The 15,923-nt window shown below is 67.2% G+C and carries 22 protein-coding genes and 1 pseudogene; 14 read left to right on the top strand and 9 right to left on the bottom strand.

Features of this window, described 5'->3' with window-relative positions:
* Window positions 1-30: 30 nt before the first annotated feature.
* The 7 genes and pseudogenes from CHB74_RS10855 to pal all read left to right on the top strand — a co-directional run bounded on the left by CHB74_RS10855 (window position 31) and on the right by pal (window position 4,888).
* Window positions 31-495 (top strand): YbgC/FadM family acyl-CoA thioesterase, encoded by a 465-nt coding sequence (locus tag CHB74_RS10855; RefSeq protein ID WP_089219664.1) that lies wholly within the window; start codon window positions 31-33, stop codon window positions 493-495.
* Complete coding sequence (tolQ, locus tag CHB74_RS10850) at window positions 492-1,178, top strand: protein TolQ (RefSeq protein ID WP_089219663.1); 687 nt, start codon at window positions 492-494, stop codon at window positions 1,176-1,178. Before CHB74_RS10855 ends, tolQ begins: the two co-directional genes overlap by 4 nt.
* Window positions 1,179-1,224: 46 nt before the next feature.
* Window positions 1,225-1,668 carry a protein TolR gene (gene tolR / locus CHB74_RS10845; RefSeq protein WP_089219662.1) on the top strand — a complete coding sequence of 148 codons (444 nt, stop codon included), beginning with the start codon at window positions 1,225-1,227 and terminating at the stop codon, window positions 1,666-1,668.
* Window positions 1,665-2,507, top strand: coding sequence for a hypothetical protein (locus CHB74_RS10840; protein WP_089219661.1), 843 nt, complete (start codon window positions 1,665-1,667; stop codon window positions 2,505-2,507). The genes tolR and CHB74_RS10840 overlap by 4 nt, the downstream gene beginning before the upstream one ends.
* The gene (locus CHB74_RS10835) at window positions 2,504-2,920 is read left to right on the top strand and encodes a hypothetical protein (RefSeq protein WP_089219660.1); all 417 of its coding nucleotides are present in this window, start codon (window positions 2,504-2,506) and stop codon (window positions 2,918-2,920) included. Before CHB74_RS10840 ends, CHB74_RS10835 begins: the two co-directional genes overlap by 4 nt.
* A gap of 64 nt (window positions 2,921-2,984) precedes the next feature.
* A pseudogene (gene tolB, locus CHB74_RS10830) lies at window positions 2,985-4,283 on the top strand (Tol-Pal system beta propeller repeat protein TolB); the annotation flags it as partial.
* 77 nt (window positions 4,284-4,360) lie between these two features.
* On the top strand, window positions 4,361-4,888 hold the full coding sequence (gene pal / locus CHB74_RS10825) for a peptidoglycan-associated lipoprotein Pal (protein ID WP_089219659.1): 528 nt from the start codon (window positions 4,361-4,363) through the stop codon (window positions 4,886-4,888).
* Between the two features lie 53 nt (window positions 4,889-4,941).
* On the opposite strand, the gene CHB74_RS10820 is transcribed toward pal, so the two are convergent.
* Genes CHB74_RS10820 through CHB74_RS10805 form a run of 4 tightly spaced genes read right to left on the bottom strand, consistent with a single transcriptional unit; the run spans window position 4,942 to window position 8,210 of the window.
* Window positions 4,942-6,072, bottom strand: coding sequence for a GNAT family N-acetyltransferase (locus CHB74_RS10820; RefSeq protein WP_089219658.1), 1,131 nt, complete (start codon window positions 6,070-6,072; stop codon window positions 4,942-4,944).
* The gene (locus CHB74_RS10815; RefSeq protein WP_425442265.1) at window positions 6,069-6,830 is read right to left on the bottom strand and encodes a glycerophosphodiester phosphodiesterase family protein; all 762 of its coding nucleotides are present in this window, start codon (window positions 6,828-6,830) and stop codon (window positions 6,069-6,071) included. Before CHB74_RS10815 ends, CHB74_RS10820 begins: the two co-directional genes overlap by 4 nt.
* On the bottom strand, window positions 6,802-7,269 hold the full coding sequence (locus CHB74_RS10810) for a RidA family protein (RefSeq protein WP_089219744.1): 468 nt from the start codon (window positions 7,267-7,269) through the stop codon (window positions 6,802-6,804). The genes CHB74_RS10815 and CHB74_RS10810 overlap by 29 nt, the downstream gene beginning before the upstream one ends.
* A 32-nt stretch (window positions 7,270-7,301) precedes the next feature.
* Complete coding sequence (locus tag CHB74_RS10805) at window positions 7,302-8,210, bottom strand: DMT family transporter (protein WP_089219656.1); 909 nt, start codon at window positions 8,208-8,210, stop codon at window positions 7,302-7,304.
* A gap of 283 nt (window positions 8,211-8,493) precedes the next feature.
* Here CHB74_RS10805 and CHB74_RS22435 point away from each other — a divergent pair, with 283 nt between their 5' ends.
* From CHB74_RS22435 to CHB74_RS10795, 3 genes are all read left to right on the top strand, one after another.
* Window positions 8,494-8,919: a hypothetical protein gene (locus CHB74_RS22435; protein ID WP_245842829.1), complete on the top strand. Its 426-nt coding sequence runs from the start codon at window positions 8,494-8,496 to the stop codon at window positions 8,917-8,919.
* Window positions 8,916-9,668, top strand: coding sequence for a TorF family putative porin (locus CHB74_RS22430; protein ID WP_245842827.1), 753 nt, complete (start codon window positions 8,916-8,918; stop codon window positions 9,666-9,668). The genes CHB74_RS22435 and CHB74_RS22430 overlap by 4 nt, the downstream gene beginning before the upstream one ends.
* Before the next feature lie 101 nt (window positions 9,669-9,769).
* Complete coding sequence (locus tag CHB74_RS10795; protein ID WP_144033769.1) at window positions 9,770-10,471, top strand: PEPxxWA-CTERM sorting domain-containing protein; 702 nt, start codon at window positions 9,770-9,772, stop codon at window positions 10,469-10,471.
* A 61-nt stretch (window positions 10,472-10,532) separates the two neighbouring features.
* On the opposite strand, the gene CHB74_RS10790 is transcribed toward CHB74_RS10795, so the two are convergent.
* Both CHB74_RS10790 and CHB74_RS10785 read right to left on the bottom strand, forming a co-directional pair.
* The gene (locus tag CHB74_RS10790; protein WP_089219654.1) at window positions 10,533-11,156 is read right to left on the bottom strand and encodes a hypothetical protein; all 624 of its coding nucleotides are present in this window, start codon (window positions 11,154-11,156) and stop codon (window positions 10,533-10,535) included.
* Entirely contained in the window at window positions 11,153-11,422 is a 270-nt protein-coding gene (locus tag CHB74_RS10785; protein ID WP_089219653.1) for a DUF3572 family protein, read from the bottom strand. Before CHB74_RS10785 ends, CHB74_RS10790 begins: the two co-directional genes overlap by 4 nt.
* A 40-nt stretch (window positions 11,423-11,462) precedes the next feature.
* Between CHB74_RS10785 and CHB74_RS10780 the strand changes: the two genes are divergently transcribed.
* Window positions 11,463-11,825 carry a response regulator gene (locus CHB74_RS10780; protein WP_089219652.1) on the top strand — a complete coding sequence of 121 codons (363 nt, stop codon included), beginning with the start codon at window positions 11,463-11,465 and terminating at the stop codon, window positions 11,823-11,825.
* Window positions 11,826-12,003: 178 nt separating this feature from the next.
* Here CHB74_RS10780 and rpmG read toward each other — a convergent pair whose 3' ends face one another.
* Window positions 12,004-12,171: a 50S ribosomal protein L33 gene (gene rpmG / locus CHB74_RS10775; RefSeq protein ID WP_015459131.1), complete on the bottom strand. Its 168-nt coding sequence runs from the start codon at window positions 12,169-12,171 to the stop codon at window positions 12,004-12,006.
* A 225-nt stretch (window positions 12,172-12,396) separates the two neighbouring features.
* On the opposite strand from rpmG, the gene CHB74_RS10770 reads away from it, so the two are divergent.
* On the top strand, window positions 12,397-12,738 hold the full coding sequence (locus tag CHB74_RS10770; RefSeq protein ID WP_089219651.1) for a hypothetical protein: 342 nt from the start codon (window positions 12,397-12,399) through the stop codon (window positions 12,736-12,738).
* Between the two features lie 25 nt (window positions 12,739-12,763).
* On the opposite strand, the gene CHB74_RS10765 is transcribed toward CHB74_RS10770, so the two are convergent.
* Window positions 12,764-13,219 (bottom strand): Lrp/AsnC family transcriptional regulator, encoded by a 456-nt coding sequence (locus tag CHB74_RS10765; protein WP_089219650.1) that lies wholly within the window; start codon window positions 13,217-13,219, stop codon window positions 12,764-12,766.
* Between the two features lie 157 nt (window positions 13,220-13,376).
* Here CHB74_RS10765 and CHB74_RS10760 point away from each other — a divergent pair, with 157 nt between their 5' ends.
* Both CHB74_RS10760 and CHB74_RS10755 read left to right on the top strand, forming a co-directional pair.
* Complete coding sequence (locus CHB74_RS10760; protein WP_089219649.1) at window positions 13,377-14,141, top strand: tryptophan 2,3-dioxygenase family protein; 765 nt, start codon at window positions 13,377-13,379, stop codon at window positions 14,139-14,141.
* Entirely contained in the window at window positions 14,138-15,235 is a 1,098-nt protein-coding gene (locus tag CHB74_RS10755; RefSeq protein WP_089219648.1) for an aminotransferase class V-fold PLP-dependent enzyme, read from the top strand. The genes CHB74_RS10760 and CHB74_RS10755 overlap by 4 nt, the downstream gene beginning before the upstream one ends.
* Window positions 15,236-15,362: 127 nt before the next feature.
* Here CHB74_RS10755 and CHB74_RS10750 read toward each other — a convergent pair whose 3' ends face one another.
* Complete coding sequence (locus CHB74_RS10750; protein WP_089219647.1) at window positions 15,363-15,881, bottom strand: hypothetical protein; 519 nt, start codon at window positions 15,879-15,881, stop codon at window positions 15,363-15,365.
* Window positions 15,882-15,923: the final 42 nt, after the last annotated feature.

Raw genomic sequence — 15,923 nt, 5'->3', positions numbered from 1 at the left:
TGGTGAATCGGAGCGGTTAGACCCCGGTCGATGGTTAAGGACGCAGAGGATCGGCCGTTCGCAGGGCGCTTCGTGGATGGCGAGCATCGCTTCGCGCTGCGCGTCTATTTCGAGGATACCGACCTGACCGGCGTGGTCTATCACGCCAATTATCTGCGGTTCATGGAACGCGCGCGGAGCGACATGCTGCGCGTCGCCGGGATCGACCAGCGCGCCGCGCAGGAAGGGGATGAAGGCTATTATGCGGTCGCCGACCTCGCGATCCGCTATCGCCGGCCGGCAAAACTGGACGATGCGCTGCTGATCCTCTCCCGCGTGCGGGAAATTCGCGCAGCATCCTGCGTCATTCATCAGAGAGTCATGCGCGGTGATGAGGTAGTGGCCGAAGCGGATGTCACCGCAGCCTTCCTCTCCCCCGATGGTCGGCCACGGCGGCAGCCGCGTGGCTGGATCGAAATATTCGAACGGCTGAAAGGGAATCAGATACCATCATGACCATCGCGCCGACGGAATCGCTGCTGTCCCCCGTCACATTGTTCATGCAGGCCGATTTTGTCGTGAAGGCGGTGATGATCGGGCTGGTGCTGGCAAGCATCTGGACCTGGACGATCATCCTGGCCCACGGCATGCGCCTGAAGAAGATCGCCAAGGCCAATGAGGCCTTCGAGCGGGATTTCTGGAAGGCGGAGGATATCGACCGCTTTTACGACGGCCCCGGCCGCGCCGACCTGCCGAGCGCCAAGGTGTTTTCGGCCGGCGTTGCCGAATGGCGCCGTTCGACCAAGGGCCGCGCCGTCGACCGTGAAGGTACGCGCGCGCGGCTGGCGACGACCATGGGCGCCGCCGTCGCCGCCGAGGTGGACAAGCTGTCCGACCGGCTCAACATCCTCGCCACCATCGGTTCGGTCGCGCCGTTCGTCGGCCTGTTCGGCACGGTGTGGGGCATCATGAAGAGCTTCACCGACATCGCCGCGCAGCAGAACACCTCGCTCGGCGTGGTGGCGCCGGGCATCGCGGAGGCGTTGTTCGCCACCGCGCTCGGCCTGTTCGCCGCGATCCCCGCGGTCATCGCCTATAACCGGCTGACCCATGTGCTGAACAAGGTGGAGGCGCGCCTCCACCGCTTCGCCGACGGCTTCCACGCGACGCTGAGCCGCGAACTGGAAGTGGAAGCCTGATGCGCGGCTGGACGAACCGCGCTTCGCGCCTGCCGGGCCGCGTCTGATGGCGATGGGCCCCGTGCAGCAGCGCGGCCGCAACGGCCGGCGCACGCCGATGGCGGAGATCAACGTCACGCCGCTGGTCGACGTGATGCTGGTGTTGCTGATCATCTTCATGATCACCGCGCCGCTGCTTGTCGCCGGGGTGCCGGTGAACCTGCCCGACAGCCGGGCCGGCGCGCTCGACCAGAAGGAACAGCCGATCCAGATCTCGCTCGACGGGACCGGCAAGGTGTTTCTCGACGATCAGGAAGTGGCCGAAGCCGCGCTGGCCGACCGGCTGGCGCAGGTGGCGGCGACGCGCGGCAAGGGCAAGGAAGGGCCGCAGATCTTCCTGCGCGCCGATCGCACGCTCGATTATGGCCGGGTGATGCGGGTGATGGGCGAACTCAACCGCGCCGGGCTCAACAAGGTCGCGCTCGTTACCGCGGGTGAAGAGCAACCGTGATCGATCGTGCCGAGAAAGCCGGTTTCGGGATCGCGCTGACGGGGCATGCCGCCCTGTTCGCGTTGCTCTCGCTCGGCCTCGTCTCGACCGCCAAGCTGCCGCCGCTGGTCAATGAACCGATGGACGTGATCCTGACCGACGAGGTGGGGTTGCGTTCCGCTTTCCCGACACCCTCGGTCGAGGCGCCGGCCCCGTCCGAAGCGCCCGAACTGGGCGTGCCCGAAGAACCCGCGCCGGCCGAGCCCGAGCCTGTCCCCGCACCCGAGCCGGCGGCCAAGCCCAAGGCGTCGGACGTGCCGCAGGTGCCCAAGCCCGCCGACAAGCCCAAGCCGGCCGAAAAGCCGCAGCCGACGCCCAAGAAGGAAGAGCAGGACATGGGCGACCGCCGTCGCCCCGATCGCGATGCCAAGGGCAAAGCGGAAAAGCCGGCAGGATCGCGGCTCGGCGCCAATTTCCTGAACGGCATTGGCGACGATCCCAAGGGCACGGCGAAGACGCCGCGCGCCGCGGTGAGTGGGGCTGCGATGCAGGGGCTGGCGGCCGCGCTCGCCCGCCAGTTCAAGCCCTGTTACGAACTGGGATCGCTGCAGGGCACATCGGCGATGAGCATCGTGACGGTGCTGCGCCTGCGCTACAAGGCGGACGGCAGCGTCGCGGTCGCGCCCGAAGTGGTGGAGCAGACCGGCATCAACGACGGCAACCGTTCCTACGCGCGGCAGATGAGCGACGTCGCCCGCCGCGCGGTGCTGCGCTGCACGCCGGTCAAGCTGCCCGCCAATCTTTATGAAGGCGGCTGGGACGACTTCCAGCTGCGCTTCATCCCGAGCCAGATGGGATGAAGCGGCGATGCGCCCTGATCCCTGGCCTGTCGGCGCTGCTTGCCGGTTGCGCCACGCCGTCGAACCCGGTGGCGGTGGCGCCCGGCCCCGATCGCGCGGCCGTGCTGCGCGCGACGCAGGCCGCGGCGGAACAGGTGCGGCGCTGCTATCGCCATCCCAAGGTGATCCGCGCGGCGCGGGCGATCAGCACCACGCTCGTCGTGCGCTATGCGGCCGATGGCACGCTGGTCGGCCTGCCCGCCGTCGCCCGGCAATCGGGCGTGACGCCGGACAATGCCGTGCAGGCCGGCCGCATGGCCGAAGCCGCCAGCATGGCGGTGCTACGCTGCCAGCCTATCCAGTTGCCGCCCGAACTGCATGCGCGCGGCTGGGACGAATTCGAACTGACCTTCAGCCCCGGGGGCGCGGCATGAGACCGCAACCGGGGCGGGAAGCCAAAGGGAGACGATGATGAAGCTGTTTCGCACCTTGCTGATCGCGGCGGCCGCGAGCGCCGCGCCGCTGCCGGCGTTGGCGCAGTCGATCACCGTCGACATCACCGGGGGCATTTCATCCCCCATGCCGATCGCCATCCCGTCGATGCCGACGCCGGCGATCGCGCCGACGCCGGCCGGCGATACCGCCGCATTGGGTCGGCAGGTGGCCGAAGTGATCACCAACGACCTGCGCAACTCCGGCCTGTTCCAGCCGATCGGGCCGAGCGCGCTCGGCCAGGTCAGCTTCGCGCAGGTGACGGCGCCGGATTTCCCGCATTGGGTGGGCACCGGCGCACAGGCGCTTGTGCAGGGCTTTGCGCAGGCCAATGGCGACGGCACGATCACCGTCGGCTGCTATCTTTATGATGTGTTCGCCGGCACGGAGATGACGCGTCAGGGCTTCGTGGTATCGCCGGCCAACTGGCGCCGCGCCGCTCACAAATGCGCCGACACCGTCTATACTCGGCTCACCGGCGAAGGCCCCTATTTCGACAGCCGCGTCGTCTATGTTTCCGAAACCGGGCCCAAGACCAAGCGGATCAAGCGGCTGGCGATCATGGATCAGGACGGCGCCAACCACCGCTTCCTGACCAACGGCCAGAATATCGTGCTGACGCCGCGTTTCGCGCCGAACCAGCAGACGATCGTCTACATGTCTTTCGTCAACGATCGGCCGCGCGTCTATGTCTATGATGTCGGGTCGGGCCGGCAGCGGCTGGTGCTCGATCAGGCGAACATGACCTTCGCGCCGCGCTTCTCGCCCGATGGCCGCTTCATCGTCTTTTCGATGGCGGTGAACGGCAATACCGACATCTATCGCGTGCCGGCGACCGGCGGCGCGGCGCAGCGGCTGACGACATCGCCGGGCATCGACACCGCCGCCAGCTATTCGCCCGATGGCAGCCGCATCGTCTTCGAAAGCGATCGCGGCGGCACCCAGCAAATCTATGTGATGAGCGCCGATGGATCGGGCCAGCAGCGGATCAGCTTCGGATCGGGCCGCTACGCGACCCCGGTGTGGAGCCCCAGGGGCGATCTGATCGCCTTCACCAAGATCGGTGGCGGCTTCCGCATCGGCATCATGGCGCCTGACGGTTCGGGCGAAAAGACGCTGACCGACGCCTGGCAGGACGAAGGGCCGAGCTGGTCGCCCAATGGCCGGGTGATCATGTTCTTCCGCACCGCGCAGGGCTCGGGCAAGGCCGATCTCTGGTCGGTGGATTTGACCGGGGTCAATGAGAAGCGCGTGCCGACGCCGTTGGATGGATCCGATCCGGCGTGGGGACCGTTGCTTCCCTGAAACGGGGTTGACCCGGCACATACTTTCATTTCATCGTGTAAAAATAACGCCTCGTCGCTAATATCAAGGAGAACGACATGCAGAACCTGACGACCAAGCTGCTCGCCGCCGCAGCGCTCGTCGCCGTGGCCGGTTGCGCCAAGAAGGCGCCCGAGCAGCTGCCGCCGCCGCCGCCGACCGAAACCACGCCGGCGCCGGAAACCAGCCAGCCGACCGGCCCGGTTGGTTCGACGGTCGTTCCGGGTTCGAAGGAAGATTTCCTCCAGCAGGTCGGTTCGGACCGCGTGCTCTTCGCCACCGATCAATATGATCTGAGCGGCGAAGCGCGCGCCACGCTCGACTCGCAGGCCGCATGGCTCGCCAAATATCCGAACGTGCGGATCACGATCGAAGGCCATGCCGACGAACGCGGCACGCGCGAATATAACCTCGCGCTTGGCGATCGCCGCGCCAATTCCGCGAAGAACTACCTCGCCACCAAGATCGACGCAGGCCGCATCTCGACGGTCAGCTATGGCAAGGAACGCCCGGAAGTGGCGGGTTCGGACGAAGGCGCCTGGGCGCAGAACCGTCGCGCCGTGACGGTCGTCATCACCGGCATGTAAGCCGGCAGCGGTGGGGAAGGGGCCGGCGGTTCCTTCCTCCCCCCCCCCCCTTTTCAGCCGCGCCGGAAAGGCCCCAGATCGGCCAGCATGCCGATCTCGTCCGCCACTGCCGCGCGCTCGGCTTCCAGATAATCGGCCACCGCCCGCCGGAACCCGGCATCGGGGATGAAATGGGCGGACCATGTGGCGACCGGCTCATAGCCGCGGGCCAGCTTGTGCTCGCCCTGCGCGCCCGCCTCCACCCGCAGCAGGCCGCGTGCGATGGCCGCCTCGATCGCCTGATAATAGCAGAGTTCGAAATGGAGGAAGGGCACCTCCTCCAACGCGCCCCAATAGCGGCCATAGAGCGTATCGCCGCCGATCAGGTTGAGCGCGCCGGCGATCGGCTGGCCATCGCGCAGCGCGAAGATCAGCAGCACGCGATCGGCCATCCGATCGCCGATCAGCGAAAAGAAGCTGCGCGACAGATAGGGGCGGCCCCATTTGCGCGCGCCGGTATCCTGATAAAAGCCCCAGAAGGCGTCCCAATGCGCCTCGCGGATGTCGGCGCCACAGAGATGGACGATATCGAGCCCCGCGATCGCCGCCGCGCGTTCCTTGCGGATTGCCTTGCGCTTGCGGCTGGCCAGCGCGCCGAGGAAATCGTCGAAGCAGGCATAGCCCTGATTGGTCCAGTGGAACTGGCGGTCGGCGCGGATCAGCCAGTCCGCCGCCTCGAACAGCGGCACCTGATCGGGCGCGACGAAGGTCGCGTGGGCCGACGACAGGCCGTTCTGCCGCACCACCGTCTCGATCGCGCCGATCAGCGCCGGCGCCAGCGCGGCATCACGCAGCAGCAGCCGGGGGCCGGGCACCGGGCTGAACGGCGATGCGACCTGCAGCTTGGGATAATAACGCCCGCCGGCGCGCTCCCACGCATTTGCCCAGGCATGATCGAACACATATTCGCCCTGGCTGTGCGCCTTGGCATATGCCGGGGCGATCGCGGCCGGGCGGCCATCGGCCCCGTCGATTACGATCGGCAGCGACTGCCAGCCGGTGCGCGGGCCTACGCTGCCCGATTCCTCCAGCGCCGACAGGAAAGCATGGCTGACGAAGGGATTGGCCGTGCCGGCGCAGGCATCCCAGTCGGCGGCGGCAATCGCGGCGACGCCATCGGCCATGCGGGCGGTGACGCCGGTCATGGGCGTTCGTGGATCGGCGCGTCGGCGTGAACCGCGACGGTCGCCTCATCGGCGTCGCTGCGCACCGTCCAGCTCAGCACCGGCAGCCCGCGCGCGCGTTGCGCGGCGGCGAAGGGGGATGGCAGGTCGCGCACGTCATAAGCCAGGAAATCGGCGCGCGCGCGCCAAAGCGCCAGGTGGCGGCGGCTGCGGCCCGGGCAGCCTTTGTCATTTTCCTCCGTCACGACCAGCCCGCGCACCGTGGCAGGGCTGTGGCGGGCGAACCAGCGGCCGACCTCCGGGTTGAACGACATCACCGCCACCGGGCCGGCATAGCCGTGCAGCGCATCGCGCACGGCCGCGCAGAGCCGAGCCGGCTGCCGCCGCTTGCTCTTCACCTCGACCAGCACGGGCACGCGGTTGGCAATGAGGTGGAGGATCTGGCTAAGCGTGGCGAGATATGTGCCGGTGTTGGCAAGTTCGATCCGGCCGAGCTCGGCCGCCGTTCGGCCGATGACGGGGCCCCTTTCGGCGGTCAGCCGGTCGAGCGTGTAATCGTGGAAGACGGTCGCCTGCCCGTCGCGGCTTTCCTGCACGTCGAGTTCGATCCCGTCGCCCCGCGCGATCGCGGCGGCGAAAGCGGCGGGGCTGTTTTCGACAAGATCGCCGCCATGCCACCCGCGATGCGCGAAGCGGCGGCCTTTCAGGAAGGCGACGCGGCCGGGCGCCGGTGCCGGCGCGAACCGCCGATCAAGCAGGCCGAACGGCAATGATCGCATCGACCTCGACACAGGCGCCGAGCGGCAGGACGGGAACGCCGACGGCCGAGCGGGCATGACGGCCGGCATCGCCGAACACGGCGGCCATCAGTTCCGACGCGCCATTGGCGACCTTGGGCTGATCGGTGAAATCGGCGGTCGACGAGATGAAGGCGCCGAGCTTGACGATGCGTTCGACGCGATCGAGATCGCCGCCCAGCGCCGCCTTGATCTGCGCGATCAGCATCAGGCCGCACCGTTCCGCGGCGGCGCGGCCGCCTTCGGCATCGACATTTTCGCCGAGCCGGCCGGTGATCAGCGTGCCATCCGCAGTGAAGGGCAGCTGGCCGGAAACATGGAGGAGGCCGTTGGCTTCCACCGCCGGCACATAAGCGGCGACGGGGGCTGCGGGCTGGGGCAGGGTGTGGCCGAGTTCGGCGATACGCGCTTCGATGCTCATGCGCCTTTCCTTCCGCCCGGAAGCGGGCAGCGTCAAGAGGCCGCAGGCGCGCGATGGAGCAGCGCCGCCATCGCGATGCCCGCAAGGATCAGCCCCATCCCGACAAGATGATAGGAATGGAGCGGTTCGCCAAGCAGGCCGGCGGCGAGGCCCGCGCCGAACAGCGGCATCAGGCTGATCGTCTGCCCCGCCCGGCCCGCGCCGATCGTATCGACCGCCGAATTGAACAGGAAATAGGCGATCACCGAAGGGAAGATTGCGACATAAGCGAAGGCGCCGAGCACATCGGGCCGCCAGTCGATCACGGCAATGGCGCGGGCTTCGCTGATCGAGAGCGGCAGCATCGCCAGCGCCGCGATCAGGAAGGTGGCGGCGAGGAAGCTGAATGGGTGCACTGCCGGGCGGGTGCGCAGCATGCTGGTGTAGAAGGCCCAGCACAGCACGCCGCACAGGATCAGCGCATCACCGAAGCCCAGCCGCAACCCGGTCAGCACGTGGAGATCGGCGCGGACGATGACGAGGACGACGCCGATGGTGGACAAGACGACACCGGCAATCTGCCAGGGCCCAGCCCGATCGCCGAAGGCCAGCGCGCCCAAGCCCAGCACCAGCGCGGGAATCGCCGCCTGGAACAGCAGGCCGTTGGTGGCGGTGGTGTAATGCAGGCCCCAATAAAGAAAGCCGTTGAACCCGGCGACGCCGATCAGGCCGAGCAGCAGCACCGGCTTCCACCCGGCCAGCAGTTTCGGCCAGTCGCGGCGCAGATGGCCCCAGGCAAAGGGCAGCAGAAGCAGCAAGCCCCCGGTCCAGCGCACGAAGGCGAGGGTGAAGGGCGGGATATCATCCCGCACCGCGCGCCCGACGATGGCATTACCCGCCCAGAACAGCATGACGAAGGCCAGCATGATATAGGCGCGGACGGCGGGGCGACGATCTGTCATCCCCCGCATCTAGCCGCGCGGCGCGCGGCAGGCCAGCAACAGCATGATACAAAAGCCTTTGCCGGCGTGTAACCGACGGAAATGCGTGGGAGTCGCGGCCGTTGCGGCACAGGCCGGCGTGGGAGGCGGCGGGCGGGTTACAAAATAGCATCGGCCGGAAACATCCGAGCAATCCGCCGCCGCTCTAACGCTTGCACACCCCCCGAGACGGCGGGCCGTGGCGACCCCCTCCCTTTCCCCCCCATGAGCGTCGCCCGGTCCGCCCACATATTGCGGAGAGTTCATGAGCATTGCGTTTCTGATGGCGATGGCCGCGGCCAGCGCCCCCCTTTCGCACACCGTTTCGATCGACCATGGCGGATCGCCGCTGGCGGTGACCTATACCGCCGAGGTGAAGACCCGGATGCACACGGTTTCGATGGTGCCGCCGACGCGGATCGGCCCCGAGCGTTGCCGCTGGACCGCCGTGGTGACGGTGGAGCGCGACGTGCAGGCCGGCGGCAAGAGCGGCCTGAACCGCGCGCTGCCCGGCGAGAAGGAAATTCGCGGCGACCGCGCCGGCAACTGCCATGCCGGCCGCAAGGCGATCGGGCGCGAGATCGAAGCCAAGACCGCGTCGATCCAGAGCTATTTGCGGCAGGTGGCGGCCGAGGACCGGCCCGCCCTGCTGGCCGATATCGATACCGCCCGCGCGCTCGCGCTCAATTGAGCACTTTGCCGCGCGTCGGCGGGCTGGCCGTGGCGATCGCCCTGATCGCCACGGCCGTGCCCGTTCAGGCCCGGCCGCTGGCCGGCACCGAAATCTCGATCGAAGCCACGACCGATCTTCGCCGTCGCGGCATCAGCTGGAGCGACGGCAAGGCGGCGCTGGCCGCCAATGCCTATGTGCCGGTGGCCGAAGGGCTGGAGGCGGGGCTGGGCGTGGCCAGCCTGCGTGGCAGCCCGCGCCATGACGGCGCCGACGCCGTGATCGATCTGGACCTGGGCTATCGCCATATCAGCGGGCCATGGTCGTTCGGCATGCGCGTGGCGGGCCATGTCTTTCCCGGCGAATCCGGGCTCGGCTATGCCGAGGCGGGTGCCTGGGCGGGCCTGCTGATCGGGCCTGCGCAGATCGACCTTTCGGCGAGCTATGCGCCGTCGCAGGATGCGATCGGCGGCGATAATCTCTATCTGGCGGCCCGCGCCACGGTGGCGGTGCCCGGCACGCCGCTGACGCTGGTGGCGGGCGCTGGCCGATCATCGGGATCGGTGGACGATCCGGTCCGCGCCGCCCGGCTGCGGCCCGATGGGCGATACCATGATTATCATCTGGGCGTGGACCATGTGCGCGGTCCGCTGACGCTGGGCGTGCGTTACAGCGATACGACGATCAATGCGGACGGCGATAGGGGCGGGGATGCGGACGCGCGCCATGCCGGTTCACGCCTGATCGCCCGCGCGGCCTTCACGTTCTGACGTAGGGCGCGCCGCCGATTTGCGCGAATCGGCCTAAGGTGAGACCCTCCACCCCAAGGTCGTCCATAATCTTCGTCTTACCGCAGGGATGGGAGCAGGATATGGCGCGTCTGTCCGGGCTGGCGCTGATCACAGCCACATCGTTTTTGTTCGTCCCGACAATGGCTTCGGCCGAGATCATCGGCGGCGTCGATTTTCCGCAGGGTGCGGTGTCCTTCGCCGACAGCGTGATTTCCTTTACGCCGGGGCTGGAGGGCGCAAGCCCGTCACTGGCGCATCAGGGCGCCTTCAATGCGCTGGGCGTGCCCGATTATGCCGGTGACAATAGCTGTGCGTCGCAGGCCGATTGCACCTTCGTCAGCCTAGGCGTGGGCGGCCAGCTGATCGTCCGGTTCACCGACAATGTGCTGACCGGCAGCGGCAGCGATGCCGACGATCTGTGGATCTTCGAGGTTGGGCCCGATGTGGAAGGCACGATCATCGACCTTAGCACCGATGGGATCGACTGGGTTTCGATCGGCGCGATCGGCGGATCGCAGCGCGGTATCGATATCGACGCGTTCGGCTATGGCCTGAGCGACGCATTCTCCTTCGTGCGGCTGACCGATATCGCCAATAGCGGCGGCACGGGCGGCGCCACCGTGGGCGCGGATATCGACGCGGTGGGCGCGATTTCGACCCGGCCGACCGCGCCGCCAGCCGTGCCGGAACCGGCGGCATGGGCGATGATGATCGCCGGGTTCGGGCTGGTCGGATCGGCCCTGCGCCGCCAGCGGGGCGTGCGGACGGCAGCCCGCGCCTGAGGCCGCGGAAGCGCCGGGGTGAACGGCGCCGGCGGAGCAGCCCGCCGGCGCGTCATGCTCGTCAGGCGATCGCCGGAATCGCGAAGCGATCGAGCACCCAGGCCTGCGCGGCGGACCAATCGTCGATGCGGGCATGAGCGTGGGGCGCGGCGGGGATATGGCCGGCCATCAGCGGTTCGGCGACCATGTGCAGGCGCCACACATCGGGGGCATATTTGGCCACCGATTCATGGTGCTGGGGCAGATCATCGACGAACACGGTGGCGCTGGGGGCGAATTCCTCGATCAGGCGCGCCACCGGGCGGCCCTTGCCCCCCTGGTTGCAGACGACGCGGTGGCGGATGCCGACGGCTTCGAGCTGGGCGACGCGGCCGGCGTGGAAATGATCGCCGAGATTGGTGAGGACGACGATATCGGCGACCGCGCCGATCGCGCCCAGCGCCTCACGCGCATGGGGCACGATCGTCTGGCGGTGCATTTCGGTATGAAAGAAGCCGTCGAGCAGCGGCCAGACGCGATCGGGCGGCACCGGCGCGCCATCGCTGCGCGCGGTCAACGCGTCGGAGAAATCGTGCCGGTCGAGCGCGAAGTGGATGTCGTGCGCCTCATCCAGCCAGGCGGCGAAATGGGACACCATGTGCAACAGCACTTCATCGCAATCGGTGATCAGTAGCGGGCGGTTCATGCATCCATTTCCATGCGGGCGCGGACCAGCGCCTCGGGGGGGACGGCCAGCGCCTCGGCGCAGGCGACGAGATCGGGTTCATGTGCTTCGAGGAAGCCGAGCGCGGCGGCGAGCAGCGCGGGATCGCCCAGCCGCGCGCGCAATTCATCGGGGGCGATGCCGGTCAGGGCGAGCAGCCGATCGGCCCGTGCCGAATCGCCGAGGATCCAGGCAAGCGCCTGGAGGGCGATGGTTGCGGGGTCGTGGTTTGTTTCCGGTCTCGGCATGGTCTACAGGGACGAAGGTGTAGCGTATCCGGGGACGGCTGTGTCCAAGAAAGTGCTCGTTGTCGAGGATAACGAACTCAACCTGAAGTTATTCTGCGACCTATTGAGAGCGCATGATTATGAAGCCGAGCCGGTTCGCGATGGGCGCGAGGCGGTGGACGTGGCGCGCGCCTTCGTCCCCGATCTTATCATCATGGATATCCAGCTGCCGCATGTCAGCGGCATCGACCTGATCGAACAGCTGAAGGCGGACGAGACGCTGCGCGCCATACCGATCATGGCGGTGACGGCCTATGCGGGGAAGGGCGACGAGGAACGCATCCGCGCGGCGGGGGCGGAGGCCTATGTGTCAAAACCGATTTCGGTGATGCGCTTTGTCGAGGCCGTCGAGGCGTTGATCTGAGCCGCACCGCGTGATTGGCCCCGATCGGAGCCGTCCCGCTTGACGCCGTTCAGACACGCCAAAAGCAAAGCCGCCGCCCTGGTGCCCCAGGGCGACGACCGCAAATACTGCCGCAAATGCTGGCCCGGAAGCCGGGCCGAAGCCGCAAGCGATCAGGCGCGCGAACGCGCCCGACGGATCACTTGATCTTGGCTTCCTTGAACTCGACGTGCGCCCGCTTGACGGGATCGTACTTGCGGAAGCTCAGCTTTTCGGTCTGGGTGCGCGGGTTCTTCTTGGTCACGTAGAAGAAGCCGGTGTCGGCCGTGCTGACGAGCTTGATCTTGACGGTGGTCGGCTTGGCCATGACCCTTGATCCTTCGAATGCTGCTGCTGCGGGCTCCGGCACGATGCCGATCCGCCCACGAAAAAATAAGGCGACGTCACCGCCGCCCGATTCCATCCGCGGCGGGCATTGGGGCAGGCGGGCGCGAAAGTCAAGCCGAAGCGCCCCCGGATAGGGTGATCGGCGGCGGCCTGCTTAATCTGGCGCTAATCCGCGATGGGCATGATCGGGGGCAGGAGGTTGCTCATGGCCGTATCGCACCGAATCGAATCGCCCGCTCACCCGCCGGTCCAGGACGAGATCTGCGCGCGGATCGCGCAGCTCGACCGCGACTTTCGCCTGCTTTCGGTGGGCGAGCTGCGCAACCGGGTAGATGCGATCCGCCAGATCGCGCGCGCCAACGGGATGGAGCCGGTGAGCCGGCTGGCCGCAGGCCTTGGCGATACGCTGGCGCAGGGCGGCCGCAGCCCGAGCGTGCTGCCTTTCCTGGAAGGGATGCGCGACGCCGCCGGCTGCGCGCATCAGGATGAGGAAACCGCACGCGCCTATCTGGCGCAGATCAACCTGCGGCTGATCGGCCACGCCTGAAGCCACCGCGCCGGGATAGACGATACTAACCGCCGGCGCAGGCGGTGATCGATCCGGACGCCTTGATCTCCCGCGTGGCGATGGTGGTGGAGAATCGCTCCACGCCGGGCAGCCGCCAGAGCTGGCCACGCAGGAAATCATCGAGCGCGGCGAGATCGCGCGCCAGCACGTGCAGCAGATAATCGGTCTCGCCCACCGTGGCGTGGCAGGCGAGAATCAGCGGGTGGCGAAGCACGGCGGCCTCGAACGCGTCATGCCGGTCGAAGGCGACGGTGACGCGGATGAACGCGCTCGTCGCCAACCCCAGCGCGGCGGGATCGACCACGGCGCGATAGCCACGGATCGCGCCCGTCTCCTCCAGCGCCTGCACGCGTTTCCAGCACGGCGTCTTGGTCAGCCCGGTGCGATCGGCGAGATCGGCGAAGGACAGGCGCGCGTCTTCTTCGAGCAGGGCGAGCAAGTGATGGTCGATGCGGTCCATTCGGCCTCCTGTGCTCGAACCATGTAGCACGTTTGCATCCATGAGTGGATATATCGAGGACGATCGTCGCGCGGTGGCTGTCCGTCGCGTCGCTTCGCGAACAATGTTCGCGCCCGCGCCTGCTAGGCTGGCCGCTTGAGCGAGATATGAGGATGCGATGGACCGGCAGGCCTTTTACGACATGATGAACGCGCCCGCGGCGCTGGATTACGAACTCTATATCAACACCGAACGCCTGCTTGCCTGCCAGAAGGCCTTCGACGCGTTCATCAACCATGATGAGCTGCAGTTCCAGATCGTCCACCAGGTGGAGGAGCTGTGGATGAAGCTGATCGCCTACACGCTGCTCGACGTGGACGAATATCTGCAGGCACGGAACACCCACCGGGTGGTGACGCTGATGGGCCGCGCGCACCGGCTGATGAAGCTGATGACCAGCCAGCTCGACCTGCTCGAAACCATGTCGCCCAAGGAATATCAGCAGATCCGATTGCAGCTGGGTAATGGCAGCGGGCAGGAATCGCCCGGCTTCCGCACGCTGCTGAAAATGCCGCCGCATCTGTGGACGAGCTTCGTCGCGGCCTATCTGGAACCCGAGGGGCGCACGGTGCGGTCGATCTATGACGATGGCTATGCCCATGACGACGCCTATGTGGTGGCCGAGGCGCTGATCGAGTTCGACGAGCTGTTCGGCAAGTTCCGCTGGCACCATCTGTTCCTGATCCACCGTTCGATCGGCATGGGATCGGCATCGCTGAAGGGCCGTTCGGTCGATCTGCTGCAGGCGGGCGCCCGCCACCGTTTCTTCCCCGAATTGTGGGACGTGCGTGTGGCGATGACCGACGCCTGGGGTGGCGATTATGGCCGGGTGCGCGACAGCCTATCCAGCCAGCCGGCGGGGCCGGAAGGCCAGGCGGCATGACGGCCGCCGCCGCGTTGTTCGAGCTGCCGGAGGGCGGGCCCTATCTGCTCAGCCATTCGGTGGGCGCGCTGCCGCGCGCGGCGCGTGCGCGGTTGGCGGCGGCGGTGCTCGATCCCTGGGCGACGAAGGGATCGGACGCCTGGGGCGACTGGCTGGGCGCGATTGACGATTTCCGCGCGGTGCTGGCCGGGCTGATGGGCGGCCGGATGGCCGATTATTGCCCGCAGCCCAATCTTTCCGCCGGGCTGTTCCGCCTGCTTTCCGCCCTGCCGCCGGAACCGGGGCGCGATATCCTGCTGGCGTCCGACCAGAGCTTTCCGTCGATCGGCTTCGCGATGGGTGCGCTGGAACGGCTGGGCTATCGGCTGGAACTGGTGCCCGGCGATCCCGGCGCGATCGCCACCTGGGCGCAGGCGATTCGCCCCGGTGTCGCCGCCGTGGTGGCGATGCACGTCCATTCCAACAGCGGGGTGGTGGCGCCGATCGGGGAGATCGCAGCGCAGGCGAAGGCGGCGGGCGCGATCAGCATTGTCGATGTCGCGCAATCGGTGGGCATCCTGCCGATCGACCTGCCCGGCTGGGGTGTCGACGCGGCGATCGGATCCTGTGTAAAATGGTTGTGTGGCGGCCCCGGCGCGGGTTGGCTTTGGGCCGATCCGGCGCTGACCGAGCGGGCCGAGCCTATCGAAGTGGGCTGGTTCAGCCATGCCGACCCCTTCGCCTTCGACATCCGCGATTTCCGTTATGCGCCCGATGCCCGGCGCTTCTGGGGCGCGACCCCCTCGATCGCGCCTTATGCCCTGGCGACGGCGGCGATCGTGACGATCGGCGGAATCGGCGTAAGCGAGGTGCTGGCGCACAACCGCCGCCTGATCGCCCAAGTGGCCGATCGCACCGGTGACCGCTGGTTCGCGCCTGACCGGACGGGCTTTGGCGGCACGCTCTGCATCGCAGCGGACGAAGCGGTGGAGACGGCGCTGCGCACGGCGGGATGCCGGATCGACCGGCGCGGACCGGTGCTGCGCCTGTCGTTCCACATCTATAATGACGAGGCCGAGGCCGATCTGGTGGGTCAGGTGCTGGCGGGGCTTTGAGCGGGCGTCGGGTTGGGAGCCGTCTCAACCAGATTGCGTCGACACATCCGGCGTTCGTACCCGTCCGCTGTCAGGCGAGATAAAGGTGGACCGGGAGGTCTGGAAAGTCGGGGGAGCGGACAATACGCTATTCGCCAAAATCGAGGTTGATCAGTCTTCCGATGAGGTCATCGTCAAGATTCATAATCGCTTCGGCAATCCGATGATGTCCTTTTGCTACTGCCTGGGCGCAGATGGCCGACAACATGGTCGGCTCGTCCCAATCGTCGTGCCGGCGTAGAGCAACGCAGTCTGTCAGGCGGCTTACCGCGTCGCTGTAAGCGCCGGCCATGTCAGGCGGCAGCTCGGCGCCCCTTCCGTTAAAACGCGCGATTTCAATTGCGGCAGGCAGCTGGAAAAAGCCGAAATCTATCGGGCCGGGGGCGCTGCAGGCTATATCCACAATATGCGGCACAGCCGCATAGGAAGCGTCAAACACATCGTCTTGATGGCAGAGGCTTGACCACAACGTGAACCAAGGTTCGCTTTGGTAGCCCTCTTTTGGCCCAGTCCCCAAGGCAAGCTGGCGAAGAAGCGAGGGAATATCAGTCGCACTTCCGTAAGCGTGGGTGAGGGTCGCCCAGCGGGGATCATCAAGCTCAATCATGCAGCATGTTTAGATCCCCACGCACATGTCCGCAAAGTCGGC

Source organism: Edaphosphingomonas laterariae (assembly GCF_900188165.1).
Taxonomy (GTDB): domain Bacteria; phylum Pseudomonadota; class Alphaproteobacteria; order Sphingomonadales; family Sphingomonadaceae; genus Sphingomonas_E; species Sphingomonas_E laterariae.
The sequence above is the reverse complement of the archived record's forward strand: the minus strand, read 5'-3'. Positions and strand labels throughout refer to the sequence as shown.